We start from the raw sequence: 17158 nt of genomic DNA, 5'->3' as shown, positions 1-17158 counted from the left end.
CCTTCTAAAATCATAAATAAAGAAACCTTTCTTTGGTAAAATGGAAGTGCACACAACCATTTTAAATCAAGGATAGGTTTCTTTTGTACATTCAATATACCATGGACCAACTTTGCTTGGAGAGTGGACCAGAAAGAAGATATTCCAGAAAATCATCGTCTACGCCTACACTCTGCTGGAGCAAGCAACCAAAGACCAAAAACGAAGAGCAGCAATTCTCCAGTAGTGGAAGAATCACTGCTCTTCTTTCGTTTTACGATTTTTTAAAATGAACTTTCCCACTCGTAGAAAATTCTACTTATGGGACAGCCCCTATCTTTTTAAACGTTATAGGTTTGCTGGACTGCTACAGTTATTTCTTCAACCCGCCATTCGCCTTCATTTTCTCGCTCAGAATATCCTGAAAGCTGAGTGTTTTGTCATCCGACCTTTGCGGCTTCGGATCAGCCACAGGTTGAGGTCTGAAATATTGATGATTATAGGCCATAAGATTATGTACTGTCATACTCATTTAAGTTCAACCTCCTTGAATAGGTTCGACCATATTTGCGTATCTGCGCATCATCTTATCCCTTATTTAACCCGTACCTTCCAATCCTAAACAGTTTTTTTGCATATGAAGATAAAAAAAATAAAAACCTCCGTATCCGCTAAGCGGAATGGAGGTTGAACAAGTTTCAATAGTAAGAGGCCTATACACATTTAGGTTCATTATTTCTGAGCTGACCAGGAGACTTCGTTCAGATGATCAAGCTCGCCTTGCTCAAGACGGAAGCTCATGGCTCCAATATTCTCCCGTGCATGACGGACCTTGGAAGCCCCTGGAATAGCAACTACCGTGTCCCCGTTGTAATATATCAGCCAGTTAAGGGCAATTTGACCAGGAGTCACTCCATACTTCTCAGCTAATCCCTTCAGGCTCTCTATTAATGGCTTACTGCGGGCCAGCCCTTTGTCATCCAGGCCGGACTGCAATTTTCGCATACGTGATATTGCCTGGATCTGCGCAGGGTCCTGGTGGAAGCGTCCGGTCAGGATGCCTTGCTGCAGCGGGGAGTAGGCGATAATCGAAATCCCAAGCTCTTTAGCCGCCGCCATCGTTCCATTCCGGTCTATTTTTCGGTCCAGCAGATTGTATTTCACTTGGTTGGAGACAAGGTTCAAGCCATATTGGCGGAGCAGCCGGTGGGCCTCTGTCATCTGTTTCGCCGAATAGTTGCTCACCCCGATGTTACGGATCTTACCAGCTTGCACAAGACCGGCCATCGCTTTCATCTCACTGGCGATCGAAGAGAGGGAAAAGGGCTGATGAATCTGGTACAAATCGATATCCCGCCCGCCAAGGCAGCGAAGCCGTTCATCAATCGTGGAAGTAATGGAATTAGCGGTGCGGAACAGCGGCCACCATTTGGTTGCAATCAGAGGCGTGGCATGGGGGCTGTTCTCCCTCTTCATCTGATCCAACACATGAGCCAGAGCTTCCTCCGATTTTCCGCCGCCATAAATCTCTGCAGTATCAACCCAATTCATGCCGCCTTCCAGACTTACCCGGACAATTTCCAGAATATCCGCATCCTCCAGATTACTCCAATACTTCCCGACAATGCCTTTGCCCCGGCTGAATTGCCAGCATCCCAGTCCAAGCGGTGACACCAATAACGCGGATTGCCCCAAAGGACGTAAGCCGGCAGTTGCCCATCCTGATTCCATGAATCATCCTTCTCCCATAGATAGAGTACGATCTGATGTGCAGACTGAACACAGAAAATCCCTGTGCTAATCAGCAGATACAACCCCAGCTTAAGACTTAAGGCTTTGACTGTCAATTTAGCCTTACAGTCAGCTTGACTGTCTCTGAAACGAGTCTGTTCCCGTATGGGTTATCCGGCGGTTCAATCCGTATTGTCAGCTTCCCGTATAGTGAGGATAGAACTCTTCCCCTCCCAAGTCACCGAAAGTCCAAGAGCATGGATCAGTGCAGAGGCCGGGACCAGCTCTGTATAGCTGACTTTTACCGGAGGCGGGGTCATTGTCATACTTTTTCCGCCAGCTAACTGGATCTGGCTCTCCCGGATCAGCAGAGACTTGCCGTTTCTCGTAAGCTTTGTGCCTGCATCCCAAGTAACCGTATAGCCCAGACTCTCCGATACGGCACGGACCGGCAGCATCAATCCTCCATTTACATAGATCGGCGGCTGCTCGGCTTCCATAGGCTTTCCGTTAATGACTAGAGTAATCGGCTTTAGAATCGGCGACAGCCTGAACGGCCGTGATTCGAGCACACTGATGCCTAGCTGGCCGAACATGTTCGTTCCCCAGGCTACTGCAGTTCCGTCCTTGAGCACCGCGTATCTGCTATTCTCCCCTGAGGTGATGGATACCGGAGACTGAAGACCTTTGATTTGCTTAGGGGTTGTGAACGTCAGCCTGGGATCTGTTGCATAGTTTCTACCCCAGGTCCAGACGGTACCATCCTTCTTCACTCCAACAAGCCCGTCTAACCCCAAACTAAGCTTCGCCAGACCGTTAAGAGAAGTAACCTTTTGTAAGGAGTTCAAATCCGTTCCAGATGACCACAGCCAATATTCTCCTTTCTTGCTGCGGACAACATTGAAGCCATTTCCTGTATCTATGGTGACAATACCGGTTAATCCGGCCATTTTCTTCACAACTAGCTTGGATAGATCATGGACGTCGCCATCCACGCTCCCCCACACCGTCCCGCTTTCTGTCAATGCAAGCAGGCTATCCCCATTCATCACAATGGATTTCACATGATACAGATTACTTACTGGAGTTGGCGACAGAGGCAACGCCTTGCCGGGTGCTACTCCTGAAGCCGATTGCCACACCCACAGAGTGCCATTATCCTTGAGTGCCGCTTGAAAAGCACCCCCTGCGATATCTTTTACACCGCTTATACCCTTAACGGGATTTGCCGGAGGAATTACAGCATAGCCTGCAGCCGTTCTGTCCGGAGCTGTCCACTGCATTAATGTGCCGTCTTTCTTCAGAGCCAGCATGCCCCCTGAGCAGGAGGTGATTTTAATGACGTCAGCTAACCCGGGTATTGTCTGCGGCTGCTGAACCTCACTTTGCTGGTTAACCGAAATGTTATCATCCTTGGCATAAGCCCCCCACACCGTCACCGTTCCCTCTTCTCTCAGCGCCAGATAATATCCATATCCAATCAATAGCTGCCGGGTATGGTCCAGCGCCTCAATACGGTGTGGAGTTATGGTCCAGCCCTGAGGCCCGGCAGTGCCATTTGCGAATTGGCCATATACATTGCTGCCCCAAACCCATACGGAACCATCCTTGCCAAGTGCAAATGAACTTCCGCCCCAGAACCCTGCAGATGCTACGATTTGTTGAATCCCTGGCAGTTTGGAAGCTGCTGAAACGGTGCTGTTTGCCACTGCTGCCGAATCAGAAGTTGAAGTTGAACCGGAGGCAGTTACGTGAATAGAAGGTAATCCAAATACTCCAGTTACTGCAGTTACAGCAATTGTTGATAGCATACCTAAAAGTCGGATTTTCCGGAAAAATATATTCATGGCAATCCTGCCTTTCTTCTCAAGCAGATTGGTATCTTTTGTATAATATAGTCTATATACGCAGTCCAGTCCGCAAAAGTTGTGCTCGTTCTGTTCAAAAAATTACAATCAGAAATATAGGCTGATATGGTATAATTACCCTGCTCTGCAGTCTTCTATAGAAATGAGTTCGGAAACACCAATATAACGGAGGGAATTCATGTTTAAAATTCTTGGTTTTTTGCTGCTGTACCGCCTGGTGGGCAACCCTTTTCTGGCACTTATCCTTCTGCTCGTTATCCTGTATTTTCTGGACCGCCGATACGTCGGTATATTCCCAAGCATCTCCAAACCCTTCCGCCGGAGCCGCCAAATGTCCAGACTGCGGACGACCATTTCACTCAATCCCAATGATGTGTCAGCCAAGTTCGATTTGGCACGGTTGCTGATTGAGCGCAAGCGTTACAGTGAATCCAAGGAACTGCTTGTACAAATCGCTGACCGCTACGAGCAATCTGCCGAATATTGGGTTGAGCTCGGCTATGCAAATTTGAAGCTGGGTCTCCTGCCCGAAGGCGAAGCTCAGATGCTGCAAGGCCTGGAGATCAACCGCAAGGCCCAATACGGACAGCCTTATCTCCGTCTCGCCGAAACCTTCCGCAATACCGACCATGACAAAGCCTTGCACTATGTAACCCAGTTTCAAGAGATCCAATCCTCCTCCAGCGAAGCCTATTATCTTGCAGGTTCGATGTACAAGGCACTGGGCAGAGTTGACGATGCCAAACGTGCTTTTGCCGAATCAACAGCTATTTACCGCTCGCTCCCCAAATACAAAAAACGCCAGGAACGCAGATGGGCGCTGCGCAGTTATTTCGCAAAAATGCGTTAGTTCAGCTGCTACATACATCAACGAAAAAACCTCCTGCCAGCACAGGTAATGTGCAGCGGAGGTTTTTTTGGAGTTCAAACTACAACTCAGATAAAGTTTTTACATATCCAGCGATTTGGGTTTGTCATCTGAAGCGGACCCGCTGAACGGCCACCAGTTGGCCCGGCCGAACATCCGTACCATCACCGGTACGAAGAACGGCAGAAACACCAGCGCGTACAGGGCAAGACCCGACAGGACTACGGTTGCAATCTGCATCATTGACAGTACTCCTGACGGGTACATCGAGGCGAAGGTGCCGCCTAAAATCACTACCGCAGACAGGATAACTGTACCCATGTTACGCATTGCGTGCAGGATCGCTTCACGTACATCCCAGGTTTTGTTCTCATTGAATCGGGCCATGAGGAAAATGCTATAGTCCACACCCAGCGCAATCAGCATCACAAAGCTGAAGAATGGCGTCGTCCAGGTGATTCCTGAATAATTCAGCAAATGTACAAAAATCGCCTCGGTCACCCCGAGCGCTGTAAAGTATGTGATGACTAGTGAAAGAATCAGATACAGCGGCATAATAATCGAACGAAGCAAAACTACCAGTATGATGAAGATACCGCCTAGCATAAGGACAACCGTCCGTGTATAATCCTCATTCGAAATTTTCTGCAAATCACTATAGGTACTGGTTACTCCGCTGATGGCCGTTTCAGCATTTTCCAGCTTTGTACCTATGACGGCGCGGTCTACAGCTGCCTGAACATCCCCCATACTGTCTATCGCCTTCGCACTGTATGGATTGGCAGCAAACACTACATCCAGTGTCATCACCTTACGGTCTCCAGACAGATAATTATCAAACACCTGCCGCATGCCATCAGACTTAAGCGCCTCAGCCGGTACTAAGAACCCGCTCAGCTCATCATCCTTGGCATCTTGAATCTGCTTAAGGTAATCCTGTGCAGAATCAAGTCCGCCTGTAATCTGCTTCAGGCCGTCCGCACTGTCGCTCAGCCCATCGGTCAATTGGCTGATTTGTCCTGTAAGCTGGCCGAAGCCGTCTGCCAGTTGCTGCTGGCCACCCTGAAGCTGATCCAGACCGCTTGTAATGGAAGGAATCTTATCCACGATCTGTCCTTGTCCGGCTGCCGCCTGATTCAGCCCTGATTGCAGCTGGCTGATTCCGGCCACGAGCTTATTGAGACCCTGTGCCAGCGCTGTCTGTCCGGCTGCCGCTTTGGCATATCCTGTATTGGCCTCATTCAGGCCCGCTGCGGCTCCTTTCAACTGCCCCGTAATCTGGCCTAGGCCTTCTGCGAGCTGAGCTGTTCCTGCACCAGTCTGTGTTACAGTGCCTTTGATCGTCTGATAATTCACATCCTGCAGGAGATCCGGATGAGCAGCTTCCAGACCGGTGAAAGATGCACCCAAACTGCCTAGTGCCTTTGCCACACCTTGAAGCTGGGTCTGGAGCTGTCCAAGTCCGCCATCCAGCGCCGTCAGTCCTGCCCCGATTTTCTTGTAGCCCGCGAGCAGCGATGCATTGGCATCGGCTAACTGCTTGGCACTGGCTGCCGCCTGGGCCAGCCCGGCTTTGATCTCACCGGCTCCCGAAGAGCCGCTCTTTATACCGTTTTCGATGCGCAACAATCCGTCTCCCAGAGCATCAATGCCTTTTCTCAGCGCGGCTGTGCCTTGTGTCAGCTTCGCGCTTCCTGATACAGCTTCATTCAGCTTCGGCTCATTGTCACTGAGCTGCTTACTCGCTTTCTCCAGCCCCGACTGTATCTTGGTCAGTCCTTGATTGCTCTGGCTAAGACCATCGGTTAGAGTTGCCACCTGCGTCGGAATCAAAAAGTCATTGATCTGTTCTCCGGTCGGACGCGACATACTGCGTACCGATTTGACACCTTCCACCTTTTCCAGCTCACGGCTAATTTTCTCCGCAAGCCCTATATATTCCGGGGTGTCCATACGGTCGTCATTCTTAATAACGATCTTGCCGGGCATAGATTCCCCGGGGCCGAAGCTCTCAGAAATAATGTTAAAGCCCTTGACCGAATCGTAGTTTGAACCAATCTCATTCATGCTGTTAAAGGACAGTTTGCCAGTGTAAGTCAACAGGAATGGTAATACGATCGCCGCTACAATCAACAAAGCTGCCCAAGGTCTTTTAAGTGAAAAGGAACCTGCTGCCCCCCAAATCCGGCTCTCACTGTGCGCAAGCTTGCTGCTTGACGGCCAGAACAGTCTTTTGCCAAGCACTGCCATGAAGAAGGGGACGACTGTCACGAGTGCCAGCAGCATCACGGCGATTCCTACGGCCACCGCTACCGCCGAACGGTAGAGCACGAACTTGGACAGTCCGATCGCCAGGAAGCCGACGAATACAGCAAGACCGGAGTAGAATACTGTGCCGCCTGCTTTTTGGTAGGTTGAAATAATTGCACTTTTGGTATCCTCAGCAGAAGCCAGCTCTTCCTTGAAGCGGCTGATCAGCAATATGCAGTAATCCGTCCCGATCCCGAACATGACGGCAACCATGAATATCTGCGTAAAGGTCGATAATGGAAAATCAAAGCGGTCCACAAGAAACGCTACAATGGATTGAGACACAATATAACTGAGCCCCACAGTCAGCAGCGGCACAAATGGTGCAACAAACGAACGGAAGACTACAAACAGAATCAGCAAAATGAAGATAACGGTGATGTATTCCGATTTCTTCAGCCCTGCTTCCGAGCTGGCAATAGTATCCTCTGTAATCAGTCCTTCGCTCGTCAAGTAGTGACCGGCGCTGACACCACTTAGCAGTGCATTCACTTTATCCGGCAGTTGCTTGACGGCTTCCCCCCCGCCACTTACCATGAGCGCTGTCATCACCGTTTTGCCGTCTTTGGCAATCAGGGTGTCCTTCAATTCCGGCTGCGAAAACGGGTCGGTGATGGAGTCAATATTCAGCGAGTCTTTTTGAGCGGCGAGTTTCCCGACGCCTTGCTTAATGCTCTCTGTGTCTTCAGCGGAAAGTCCGCCGGGTTTGTTGAAGACAAGCGCTACCTGATGCAGCGTCTCTCCGCCTTTGGCATCGGCTACTTCCTTCATAATCTCTGAAGCCCTTGTTGAGGAGTAGCCGTCCGGAACGGAAATCTGCCCCTTCTCGCGTACCAGATCTGACATGCCCGGAGCTGTCAAAAATAACAGAACCGCCACGGCGAGCCATACGGCTATAATGGCCCATCTTGCTTTAAGTATGGTCTTCAATTGTTTCTACCTCCTGTATCCTGCATCAAAAATGCCAGCTTTTCAAACATAGTGATGAATTTCTCAATATCCCGTTCCTCAAAATGCGAGAAATAAGGGGAAATCACCTCATGTACCTGCTTTTCAGCCGTAGAATAGGTTTCTCTTCCTGTGTTTGTAAGTGACAAATAGACTTGGCGGCGGTCATTCTCATCCCGGGTACGGTCAATAAATCCGGCTTCAACCAGTCTATTAATTATTGCAGTGATGGAACTCTTCCCCACAGCTACTGCTTCTGCTAAATAAGTGGAAGTACAGAGATCCTGGCTCTTGATCAGACGCATGATGAGAAATTGATCGTTGGTTAATCCTTCTGCCATACTGTCTCTAATTTGCGCGTTGATCTGCCGGGTCACTACCATATATGCATCCACATAGCGGTTAATCCATTGCTCCGCCTCAAGCTTCAAAATCCCAACCTCCTAGCCCTGATAATAGTTCGTGTATAGAATAGTTTTACAGTAAAACTATATGATTGGCAACCTAAAAAGTCAATATCACGAATCAGGTCCCCGTAAAAGATTTATACTGCAAAAAAAAGCCACCCCGCAATTCATATGCGAAATGGCTTACACCCATGCTGCCTAAACAGCATGAAACATAAAATCCTTATATTTTGGAAAATACGGATGCAGTCCGCAGGATTACTCCTCATCCTCAGCTTCTTCAACTTCATACACACAGCGGAACATTTCAATACCTGCGGGATTCTCCCCAAGACTGTAGACCATAAAGCCTAGATTCCGGTAAAAGTCTGCGGCAATCTCATCCTCCGTCTCAGCCAGCAGATACCGCGGATTACGGACCGCCAGCAGCTCCAGAATGATTCCCCGCGCATAGCCTTTGCCCCGGTTCTCCGGGAGCACGGCAATATGACGGATTTCCAGCGAACCATCTTCGGTCTCCTCAAAGCCTACCAGTCCTACAAGCAATCCTTCCTCTTCCCAGCCGCAGAGCTGAAGACCCGCCTTACTACCATATTCCACCGTTGTACGCCAGAGCGCATCCGGTTCATCAATCACAGCATAAGCCAGCAGCTCCTTTACTTCTTCTGTATCGATACGCTGCTTCAAATTAATCAGCATTTGTTTTGTTCTCCTCTCCGTACTTTCACCTAATCCTGCTATAAGAGCCTATGATTACATTTTTACTTTCTTCTAAAATACACAATCCGAAGCAAGATGTACCCGCTTAATACTCCCACAAGGTTCAGCAGCACATCATCAATATCGAAGCTGCCGGCGCGCAGCAGCATTTGCATGGTTTCTAAGAGCAGTATGCCCGCTGCCGAGACCACGAGCAGCCGAATGACAGCGTGCAAATTCCGCTTCAGCAACGGCAGCAGAAACCCAAATGGCGCAAATACAATTACATTGCCCAGTATATTGATAACCCTTCCTGTCACAGAAACTCCGTTCTCTAGATCAAAATACAACTTTATAGTACGAAACAGCTCCAGGTTATACCGGAAAGGCCCGTCGGTGTGAACCGTTCGTCCAAATCCAAGGAACATCCAGTATACCAGGGCGGCACTATATCCAATAAACAGAATCATGAGGAGCGCCTTGGCTATTCCCTCCGCTTGCGGTGGCATGTGCCTTTTCCTGCTGCTCTGGCCGGTGCTGCTGTGCTTACCTTTGTTACTCGCCTTGCCCGCGCTCAATGACTTCAATGCTCCCGTCCGGTTTGCCGACAATCGCCACAGCGGCGATGCCAATAAAGAGGCCATGTTCCACTACCCCTGTAATATTCTGAAGGGAATCCGCGAGTTCAGCAGCTGAAGCAATAGACCCGAAACGGCAATCCGCAATGTAATTTCCGTTGTCAGTCTTGTACAGGGCATCCCCGCTCCGCCGGAGCTCTGGTGTGCAGCCCAGCTTGGCCAGCGCAGCCACGGTCCACTCCCAGGCAAATGGAACGATCTCCACCGGCAATGGAAATTTACCTAGCGTATGAACAGCTTTGCTCTCGTCAGCCACCACAATCATCCGTGTACTATTGCGGGCTACGATCTTCTCACGAAGCAGCGCACCTCCGCCGCCCTTAATGAGCTCCAGATCATGGTTCAGCTCATCCGCACCGTCGATGGTGAGATCAAGACTCCCGATATCGCCGAAACCGACCAGAGGGATCCCGAGCTCACGTGCCTGTTTCTCTGAGGCAACCGAAGTGGCAACGGCAGTGATCTGCAGCCCTTCCTTTACCCGCTCACCGAGCTTCCGGATGGCCCAGTAAGCTGTAGAACCTGTTCCGAGTCCGACCTTCATTCCGTCCTTTACATACTCTACTGCCTTTTCTGCCGCTAGCTGCTTCACATTGATACTCATTTTTAATACCCCCATGTATCCGTTATAATAGTTTTGAAGTACCATCAAATCATCACCGCCAGGAGGCTCCCAGCATGAGAACCGAACATCAGATCCAATCCAAAATTAACGAATTGACCCTGCAGAAAAGATCCGTGGAATCCCGGCTGACACCGCTGCCGGATGGCAGCCCCCAGCGGGAACCGCTGAATGCCCAGCTGAGCCGGGTTGAGGATATGATCCTGATGCTGGAGTGGGTGCTGGATGCACCGGCCGGCAAGTACCACGCATAAACTTGGATTAAGACAAAATTTTGCCGTAACAAAGACTGTCAGGATCACCAATATAGGGTCCAAACAAATCAATGGGCCGGTAGCCGTTCTTCTCATACAGCGCAATGGCTTCCGGCTGCTTGATGCCTGTCTCCAGCCGGATTTCTCTGCAGCCCGCTGCTGCAGCCCTTTGTTCCAAATCCAGCAGCATACGGTTTGCTATCCCTTGCTGGCGGGTATCCGGATCTACATAGAACCGCTTGAGTTCCATACTGGAAGAATCTTCAGCCAGTGGACGCAGGCCCCCGCAGCCTACCGGCTTGTCCCCGGCATATGCCACCACGAAGGTCATTTCCCGCACCTTGGGGTCAGAGAAGTCCACTACGTAGATCGTCTCATGCGGATACCTTGATTTCAGTTCAACATCCAGACGGTCAATTAACGCCCTCAAATCCTTATTCTCGGGATCAACTACAACAAAGTTCACTCCAATATTAGAACACATTTATGATTCCTCACTCTCATCCTATTGGAATGTACTTTTATCTATATAGTTGCAGCTTGTGATTTTCATATTAGCACAGGAACGTGATAACGCAATTCAGGCAAAGACATGAAGCATTTCCTCGTATAATTGGGCATTATCCTTCTCATAGCAGATGAATTCTATCCGTTTCAGCGGCAGTCCACCGGAATCGCGTTCCTGTATATACTCAATGACAGAATTCAGCGCAATCTGGCAAGCCAGGACTTTGGGGAAAGTGTAGACCCCAGTGCTGATGTTGGGAAAAGCAACACTAACCGCCCCCCGTCTACAGGCTGCCTCCAGACTGCTCGAATAGCATTTGGCCAGAATTGCAGCTTCTCCCGCAGCTCCGCCTTTCCATATCGGCCCTACCGTATGTATGATCCCCAGGAAAGGCAGATTTCCCGCATTGGTCACCGCAGCTTCACCTGGAAGGATACCGCCTTGCTTGTGACGGATCTCTGCACATGCCTCAGCTATTTGCGGTCCGCCAGCCCGGTGAATCGCGCCGTCCACGCCACCACCGCCAAAAAGGCCCGAATTCGAAGCATTTACAATCATGTCTCCCTGCCAGGCGGTAATGTCACCCTGCCGGGTGGAAATGGCTACATGGTTAATGATGATTTGCATCTGCGGTCTCCTCCTTCACAGCCGATTCCAAACGGAGGATCATCTCTTTCTCCCCATTGCTCAATGCGTTGTCCGTAAAAGAATCCGCCTGGATCTGCTCGCCCCGCAGAGAAGACTGCCGGATATTGCCCAGCATCCAGCTCTGAGCGTCAGAGAGTGCCATTTCCCCGCCTCCTGCAGGAACCCGGCACAGGGCTATCGTCTTGTCGACTTCTCCGCCTGCAAGCTGCCCCTCCAGAAGTGAACGAACGCTAAATTGAAACAAAGGAACCGCTTCCGGCCGCTCATCATTGTATGAAAAGGACTGATGATAGACAGAATACATTAAGCTGCTGATGCGTCCTGCAGATTCATCCGCTTCCTGCTGGGCAACCAGCCTGCTGTTCTGGAAAGCAATGATTCCGGCAGCAAATAAAAGAAAGGCGACAACCCCTGCATATACTATAAACATATCTGACACCTGCCCTTTCGGCGATATGGGCAACACCGCTTCTATATTATCACGTGACGAACGTGTCAGGGAATGGGCACAGCGCGCTGAATTAACATTTTACCTGGAATTCTATAAAGTTATTTTGAAATATTCATATTAACAGTTGAATCTTCCAGTAGCATGATTCATAATGAAGTGGTGCAAAAATGTTTGTCAATCCATATCAAACCAAGGGAGGATACCACGAAATGAAATTTTTCTTGGATACCGGAAATATTGAAGAAATCAAACGTATTACCCGCCTCGGATTAGTGGATGGCGTAACGACAAATCCGTCGCTTATCGCCAAAGAAGGCAGACTGTTCAAAGATGTTATCAAAGAAATCGTTGCGATTGTACCAGGCCCTGTCAGCGCTGAGGTCATCGGTCTGAAAGCCGAAGAAATGTTGAAGGAAGCTTACGAAATCGCTGAATGGGCACCTAACGTGGTTATCAAGCTGCCGATGACTGAAGATGGTCTGGAAGCTTGTTATGAATTAACCAAAAAAGGCATTAAAACGAACGTAACCCTCATCTTCTCGGCAGCCCAGGGACTGATGGCCGCCAAAGCCGGCGCAACCTATATCAGCCCGTTTGTTGGACGTCTGGATGATATCGGTGTTGACGGCATGAAGCTGATCTCGGATTTGAAGACCATCCTGACCAACTACGGACTTCAGTCGGAAATCATCGCTGCAAGTATCCGCAACATTGCACATGTGGAGCAGGCAGCAATTGCAGGTGCGCACATTGCAACTATTCCGGGCTCCCTCCTGCCTTCTCTCTGGAAGCATCCACTGACCGACAGCGGTATCGAGCGTTTCCTGAAAGACTGGGAGAAAGTTCCGCAAGTCTAAGCACCCATTACCAATACATTACCAGCCTTTTTCCGCAGATGCGGGGAGAGGCTTTTTTGTTGTACATTGACATATATAGATGTCTTGAATATAATTGTTATGACAAGTATTTGTGAAAGGATGAGTAATCATGCCCTTTTCTTCACCACAAGATTTCCTCGGATTTCTTCTCGGCTCTACACACCGGAGGATATCCAATGCATTTGCCCGTGTCCTTAAGCCTTATGACATCACTCCGGAGCAGTGGTCTATCCTGCTGATGATCTGTAACCGTGAAGGCATTAACCAGAAAGAGGTTGCCACTGCGGCCGCCAAGGACCAGCCGACTACCGCCCGCATTGTAGAACTGCTGCAGAAGAAAGGGTTCATACACAAGACCATGAGCCCCACCGACCGGCGTGCCTTCCAGCTCTATGCGACTGAGACAGGCAAGTCATTGATTGAGCGAACGGTTTCTCTAGAGCAACAGATGATTACAACAGCTGTTAATGGACTCCGCCCAGAGCAGCTGGAAGACCTCCGCTCCATGCTGGAGCTGATCTATGACAACACCGGAAATACGCTTAAAGAATAGGAGAAACCCGTTTTGAATCATACATCTGAGCGATTATGGACCCCGTCTTTTATTATTCTCACAATCTGTAACTTAATGTTGTTCATGGGTCTGCAAATGACCCTCTCCACCCTCCCTGCGTATGCCGAAGGAACACTCCACGCTTCTTCCGTACAAGTCAGTCTTGTAACCAGTCTATTCGCACTAAGCGCCATTGCCTCACGCCTCTTCTCCGCAAAGGCTATGGAGAAGGGCGGCCGCAATCTGCTGATCTTCCTTGGACTGGCTGTTTCCCTTGCTGCGGTGATTGGCTACTACTGGGCAGGAAGCATTCTTGCTCTCTTGCTCCTCCGGATGCTGTTCGGGGTTGGCTTCGGCATGGCCAGCACCGCATTCCCGACAATGGCCTCTGATGTGATCCCGATCCGGCGAATGGGCGAAGGTATGGGGTATTTCGGCCTCTCTACGAGTCTGGCGATGTCAGTCGGCCCGCTGATCGGGCTCAGCCTGCTGCAGGGACCCGGCTTCGGTTCGCTGCTTATCTGCACAGCAGCAGTGCTGGCCCTGATTGTGCCACTCGGCTACCGTTTGACCACGAAGCTGCCTGCACATCATAAGGAACCGGTAAGAGCACCGGTATCGGAACTTAAGGGCGGAGCCTTCCGCAGACTATTCGTACCCTGCGTGCTTAATTTCCTGCTAGCCGTCTCATATGGAGGCCTGCTGGGATTTTTGGCTTTATTTGGTGCGGAAATCCATCTGGATCATATCGCTTACTTCTTCCTGTTCAATGCCGTTGCCATTGTGGTTGTAAGACCTCTGTCCGGTAAAATCTATGACCGTTTCGGTCCTCCAGCCCTGCTTATTCCGGGAAGTCTATTCATTATCGCAGGATTGCTGCTGCTTTCTTTCGCTTCTTCAACAGGCGCCCTTTTTCCGGCCGCAATTTGTTATGGAATAGGGTTTGGCTCGATGCAGCCTGCACTGCAGACCTGGATGATTCAATCGGTAGAGCCCCGCCAGCGCGGGATGGCTAACGGTATGTTCTTCAACTCACTGGATCTGGGTGTAGCACTTGGCTCCCTAATTCTCGGTTCGGTTGCACTGTATACCAGCTATGCTGTCATGTACCGTTATTCAACCCTTGCCCCGCTTTTATTGCTGTTGATCTATACTGTGATACTCCTTACTTCACGTTATAAACGCAGGAGCTTTGCGCAAGAACCTTCCATAAGCCACCCAGCAGCCAAATAGGTATTGCCATAGATGCTCCACCGAGGACACTTAAGACCACTCTGAGGAATATTCAGAAAAAGACCGCCTTCCAAATATCAATTTTTGGAGGCGGTCTTTGCACTGTATTTGTATTCCTGCGTTTAGCTCTGTGAAGCCCCGGCGGTCACAGACTCACGAACCTCAGCAGGCAGGAAGTGATTGGGCTGGCCCAGACTGTAGATATGCAGCAAATGCATCGCCCGGGTACATGCGGTATAGAACAGCTTGCGTTCACTTTCCCGGCCATATTTAGCTTCAGAGCCGTCGTAAATGATCACGGCATCGAATTCTACACCTTTGGCCAGGTAGGCGGGGAGTACCAGTGTTCCTCTTTGAAAATTGGGCGTATCCTTTGTAACCAGTCTTACCGGAAGTCTGTCCTGTAGCTCGGCATGAACCTTGGCACTCTCTTCCGCTGTCTTGCAGATGACCGCTACATAATGATAGCCCATGGAATGCAGATTCAGTACATCCCGTTCTACTGAAGCCAGCAGCCCCTCCTCGTTGTCCACAACGGTCAGCTGTGGTGATTCTCCCCGGCGGTTGAAAGGAACGATCTTTTCCCCTCCGGGAATCATCGAACGCGTAAACTCAACGATCTCATAGGTGGAACGGTAGCTGCGGGTCAATGAGATCACCTCTGTGTTCTCCTCCCCATAGATGCTGACCAGTCCACCCAGATCTCCCAGTACCTCACCTTGGGCATAAATCGCCTGATTCAGATCGCCGAGCACTGTCATTTTGGCCCGCGGGAACAGTCGCCGCATGAACTCCAGCTGGAAAGGAGAGTAATCCTGCACCTCATCTACAATCACATGGCGGATCAGTGTGTTCGTACGGAAACCCTGGCTCAGTTCCTTCAGATACAGAAAAGGTGTGGCATCTTCATAGGCAAGCTCGTTCTGGTGCATTGATGTTATCGTCTGCCGGCAGATGTTGTCCCAGACATCAGGAAGCTTCTGACTGCTGCTCAGACGCTCCATTAATCCACGGTCTGCAAAAAGCAGGCTGTACAGCCCCTTCACATCTACGAATCTTCCGCGTTTGGTCCAGCCGCGTAGCGGCTTCAGACGCTGACTGACGATGAATCTGGCGAGCGAGGTTTTCTCCATATCGAAATCATCAAAGCTGTCATTCTGGCCGCCGCCCTTGCGGCGAAGCATATTGTAGGCCCGCTGATAGTCGCTGGAATCCATTAACTCAATCTGATCCTCTACCCATTGCGACTCCCGTTCTTCCACACTGAACGCAGCGATTTTTTTGAGCAGCCAGCCTGTCATAAGATCGATACGGTTCGCCAGTTTAATGCTGGAATCAAAGCTGTAGAACTTGCGCTCCATCTCTTCCTTGCTCACAACTGCCCGGCCTTGAAATACAAGCGGCTTAAACAGCATCCCTTCATGCTCCAGAAGATTGACATAACGCCGGATCACATCCAGAAAGGTCACAGAGGATTTATAGGCGATTCCCGCTCTTCGAGTGGCCGCCTCTGGTCCTTCAGGGGCATTCAGCAGGCTTTCTGTCTGATTGAAGACGTCCTCCAGCTCAAACTCCTGGCCCAGCCGGTGCTCCAGGTACATTTGGAAGGTGGTCTGCTGCATGTTTTCTTCACCCAGTTCCGGGAGCACAGTGGAGACATAGCTGTTAAAAAGCGGATTGGGCGAGAAGAGCAGCATTTGGTCTGCCTGCAGTACTTCACGGTATTTATAGAGCAGATAGGCTACGCGCTGTAATGCGGCTGAGGTTTTACCGCTGCCCGCTGCCCCTTGAACGACCAGCATCCGGCTCCGGTCATTGCGGATGATGGCATTCTGCTCCTTCTGAATCGTCGCTACGATACTCTTCATCCGGTCGTCAGCACTGTGGCTGAGTACCTGCTGAAGCAGCTCGTCGCCGATGGTTACACCTGTATCAAACATGACTTCTATCGTACCGTCATCGATGACGAACTGGCGCTTCAACTCCATCGTTCCGGAGATTAGCCCGCCTGGCGTTTCATAGGCTGCCGGCCCGGGAGCCCCGTCATAGTAAAGGCTGGAGATGGGTGCGCGCCAGTCGTAAATCAGGAAAGTGCCGTTATCCTCCATAAGTGAGCCGATGCCCAGATAAATCTGCTCTGTCCCGGCTTCAGGTGTCTCCTTGAAATCAATCCGGCCGAAATAGGGAGATACAACCAGCTTTCTATATTTTTTAAGCGCTTTGCTTGACTGTAGATGATGGCGCTCACGTTCGTTCAGAATTTGGGCCTGCTGCCGCAGACTTGTTGAGGTTTCCCCGAGGTCATCCGGGCTGCTGAAATTCACCGTAACCTCTTCCCAGAAGTCCTTACGCATATCGACGACATCACTGCGATGAAGTCCGAGTTCCTCGGATAACCGCCGGATATGGGCTGACAACAGCTTCGTAATCCCGTTAACCCTTTCCTGCTCTTCTTTCCATTCACTATCATGTTTCTCCATTGCAATTCATCCCCTTTGGAAGGTTGACATTCACCCTTACCCATGTTATAATTAAGTTGCGCATTTATGTTTTATCGCAAACG

17 protein-coding genes are annotated in these 17158 nt (G+C 50.1%); 5 read left to right on the top strand and 12 right to left on the bottom strand.

The genetic code is table 11. The features are described 5' to 3' along the window. Nucleotides 1–352: 352 nt before the first annotated feature. From A3848_RS32570 to A3848_RS29800, 3 genes are all read right to left on the bottom strand, one after another. Nucleotides 353–511, bottom strand: coding sequence for a hypothetical protein (locus A3848_RS32570; protein WP_167374618.1), 159 nt, complete (start codon nucleotides 509–511; stop codon nucleotides 353–355). A 200-nt stretch (nucleotides 512–711) separates the two neighbouring features. Continuing rightward, complete coding sequence (locus tag A3848_RS29805) at nucleotides 712–1710, bottom strand: aldo/keto reductase (RefSeq protein ID WP_074088648.1); 999 nt, start codon at nucleotides 1708–1710, stop codon at nucleotides 712–714. A 182-nt stretch (nucleotides 1711–1892) separates the two neighbouring features. After that, entirely contained in the window at nucleotides 1893–3521 is a 1629-nt protein-coding gene (locus A3848_RS29800; RefSeq protein ID WP_178382105.1) for a stalk domain-containing protein, read from the bottom strand. A 235-nt stretch (nucleotides 3522–3756) separates the two neighbouring features. On the opposite strand from A3848_RS29800, the gene A3848_RS29795 reads away from it, so the two are divergent. Next, nucleotides 3757–4428 carry a tetratricopeptide repeat protein gene (locus tag A3848_RS29795; protein ID WP_074088646.1) on the top strand — a complete coding sequence of 224 codons (672 nt, stop codon included), beginning with the start codon at nucleotides 3757–3759 and terminating at the stop codon, nucleotides 4426–4428. Between the two features lie 99 nt (nucleotides 4429–4527). Here A3848_RS29795 and A3848_RS29790 read toward each other — a convergent pair whose 3' ends face one another. The 5 genes from A3848_RS29790 to rpiA form a co-directional block, all read right to left on the bottom strand. After that, nucleotides 4528–7686 (bottom strand): MMPL family transporter, encoded by a 3159-nt coding sequence (locus A3848_RS29790; protein ID WP_074088645.1) that lies wholly within the window; start codon nucleotides 7684–7686, stop codon nucleotides 4528–4530. After that, complete coding sequence (locus A3848_RS29785) at nucleotides 7683–8135, bottom strand: MarR family winged helix-turn-helix transcriptional regulator (RefSeq protein WP_143191978.1); 453 nt, start codon at nucleotides 8133–8135, stop codon at nucleotides 7683–7685. Before A3848_RS29785 ends, A3848_RS29790 begins: the two co-directional genes overlap by 4 nt. A gap of 234 nt (nucleotides 8136–8369) precedes the next feature. Beyond that, a complete protein-coding gene (locus A3848_RS29780; protein WP_074088644.1) occupies nucleotides 8370–8810 on the bottom strand; it encodes a GNAT family N-acetyltransferase in 441 nt (146 codons plus the stop codon). A gap of 62 nt (nucleotides 8811–8872) precedes the next feature. Next, nucleotides 8873–9319, bottom strand: a complete 447-nt coding sequence (locus A3848_RS29775) for a VanZ family protein (RefSeq protein ID WP_074088694.1) — start codon at nucleotides 9317–9319, stop codon at nucleotides 8873–8875. A gap of 46 nt (nucleotides 9320–9365) precedes the next feature. Then, the gene (rpiA, locus tag A3848_RS29770) at nucleotides 9366–10046 is read right to left on the bottom strand and encodes a ribose-5-phosphate isomerase RpiA (protein ID WP_143192485.1); all 681 of its coding nucleotides are present in this window, start codon (nucleotides 10044–10046) and stop codon (nucleotides 9366–9368) included. An 80-nt stretch (nucleotides 10047–10126) separates the two neighbouring features. On the opposite strand from rpiA, the gene A3848_RS29765 reads away from it, so the two are divergent. Continuing rightward, complete coding sequence (locus A3848_RS29765; protein ID WP_074088642.1) at nucleotides 10127–10324, top strand: hypothetical protein; 198 nt, start codon at nucleotides 10127–10129, stop codon at nucleotides 10322–10324. Nucleotides 10325–10331: 7 nt separating this feature from the next. On the opposite strand, the gene A3848_RS29760 is transcribed toward A3848_RS29765, so the two are convergent. The 3 genes from A3848_RS29760 to A3848_RS29750 all read right to left on the bottom strand — a co-directional run bounded on the left by A3848_RS29760 (nucleotide 10332) and on the right by A3848_RS29750 (nucleotide 11910). Further along, nucleotides 10332–10808 (bottom strand): GNAT family N-acetyltransferase, encoded by a 477-nt coding sequence (locus tag A3848_RS29760; protein WP_083606644.1) that lies wholly within the window; start codon nucleotides 10806–10808, stop codon nucleotides 10332–10334. A 96-nt stretch (nucleotides 10809–10904) separates the two neighbouring features. Then, nucleotides 10905–11459: a macro domain-containing protein gene (locus tag A3848_RS29755; protein ID WP_074088641.1), complete on the bottom strand. Its 555-nt coding sequence runs from the start codon at nucleotides 11457–11459 to the stop codon at nucleotides 10905–10907. Next, complete coding sequence (locus tag A3848_RS29750) at nucleotides 11443–11910, bottom strand: hypothetical protein (RefSeq protein ID WP_074088640.1); 468 nt, start codon at nucleotides 11908–11910, stop codon at nucleotides 11443–11445. The genes A3848_RS29755 and A3848_RS29750 overlap by 17 nt, the downstream gene beginning before the upstream one ends. Nucleotides 11911–12140: 230 nt before the next feature. Here A3848_RS29750 and fsa point away from each other — a divergent pair, with 230 nt between their 5' ends. The 3 genes from fsa (at nucleotide 12141) to A3848_RS29735 (ending at nucleotide 14595) form a co-directional block, all read left to right on the top strand. Further along, nucleotides 12141–12788: a fructose-6-phosphate aldolase gene (gene fsa, locus A3848_RS29745; protein ID WP_074088639.1), complete on the top strand. Its 648-nt coding sequence runs from the start codon at nucleotides 12141–12143 to the stop codon at nucleotides 12786–12788. Between the two features lie 130 nt (nucleotides 12789–12918). Continuing rightward, entirely contained in the window at nucleotides 12919–13362 is a 444-nt protein-coding gene (locus A3848_RS29740) for a MarR family winged helix-turn-helix transcriptional regulator (RefSeq protein WP_074088638.1), read from the top strand. Nucleotides 13363–13374: 12 nt separating this feature from the next. Continuing rightward, nucleotides 13375–14595 carry an MFS transporter gene (locus A3848_RS29735; protein WP_074088637.1) on the top strand — a complete coding sequence of 407 codons (1221 nt, stop codon included), beginning with the start codon at nucleotides 13375–13377 and terminating at the stop codon, nucleotides 14593–14595. 122 nt (nucleotides 14596–14717) lie between these two features. Here the strand turns inward: A3848_RS29735 and helD are convergent, their stop codons facing one another. After that, nucleotides 14718–17075, bottom strand: coding sequence for an RNA polymerase recycling motor HelD (helD, locus tag A3848_RS29730; protein ID WP_074088636.1), 2358 nt, complete (start codon nucleotides 17073–17075; stop codon nucleotides 14718–14720). Nucleotides 17076–17158 lie beyond the last annotated feature (83 nt).

Origin of the sequence: Paenibacillus sp. P32E (assembly GCF_001909085.1) — a bacterium.
Taxonomy (GTDB): Bacteria; Bacillota; Bacilli; order Paenibacillales; family Paenibacillaceae; genus Paenibacillus_AQ; species Paenibacillus_AQ helianthi.
The sequence above is the reverse complement of the archived record's forward strand: the minus strand, read 5'-3'. Positions and strand labels throughout refer to the sequence as shown.

Coding starts and splice junctions, on each gene's coding strand:
- A3848_RS29775 (WP_074088694.1), bottom strand. CDS start 9,319: ATGCCACCGCAAGCGGAGGGAATAGCCAAGGCGCTCCTCATGATTCTG.
- A3848_RS29760 (WP_083606644.1), bottom strand. CDS start 10,808: ATGTGTTCTAATATTGGAGTGAACTTTGTTGTAGTTGATCCCGAGAAT.
- A3848_RS29755 (WP_074088641.1), bottom strand. CDS start 11,459: ATGCAAATCATCATTAACCATGTAGCCATTTCCACCCGGCAGGGTGAC.
- A3848_RS29780 (WP_074088644.1), bottom strand. CDS start 8,810: ATGCTGATTAATTTGAAGCAGCGTATCGATACAGAAGAAGTAAAGGAG.
- helD (WP_074088636.1), bottom strand. CDS start 17,075: ATGGAGAAACATGATAGTGAATGGAAAGAAGAGCAGGAAAGGGTTAAC.
- A3848_RS29740 (WP_074088638.1), top strand. CDS start 12,919: ATGCCCTTTTCTTCACCACAAGATTTCCTCGGATTTCTTCTCGGCTCT.
- A3848_RS32570 (WP_167374618.1), bottom strand. CDS start 511: ATGAGTATGACAGTACATAATCTTATGGCCTATAATCATCAATATTTC.
- A3848_RS29795 (WP_074088646.1), top strand. CDS start 3,757: ATGTTTAAAATTCTTGGTTTTTTGCTGCTGTACCGCCTGGTGGGCAAC.
- A3848_RS29765 (WP_074088642.1), top strand. CDS start 10,127: ATGAGAACCGAACATCAGATCCAATCCAAAATTAACGAATTGACCCTG.
- A3848_RS29805 (WP_074088648.1), bottom strand. CDS start 1,710: ATGGAATCAGGATGGGCAACTGCCGGCTTACGTCCTTTGGGGCAATCC.
- A3848_RS29750 (WP_074088640.1), bottom strand. CDS start 11,910: ATGTTTATAGTATATGCAGGGGTTGTCGCCTTTCTTTTATTTGCTGCC.
- A3848_RS29800 (WP_178382105.1), bottom strand. CDS start 3,521: ATGCTATCAACAATTGCTGTAACTGCAGTAACTGGAGTATTTGGATTA.
- fsa (WP_074088639.1), top strand. CDS start 12,141: ATGAAATTTTTCTTGGATACCGGAAATATTGAAGAAATCAAACGTATT.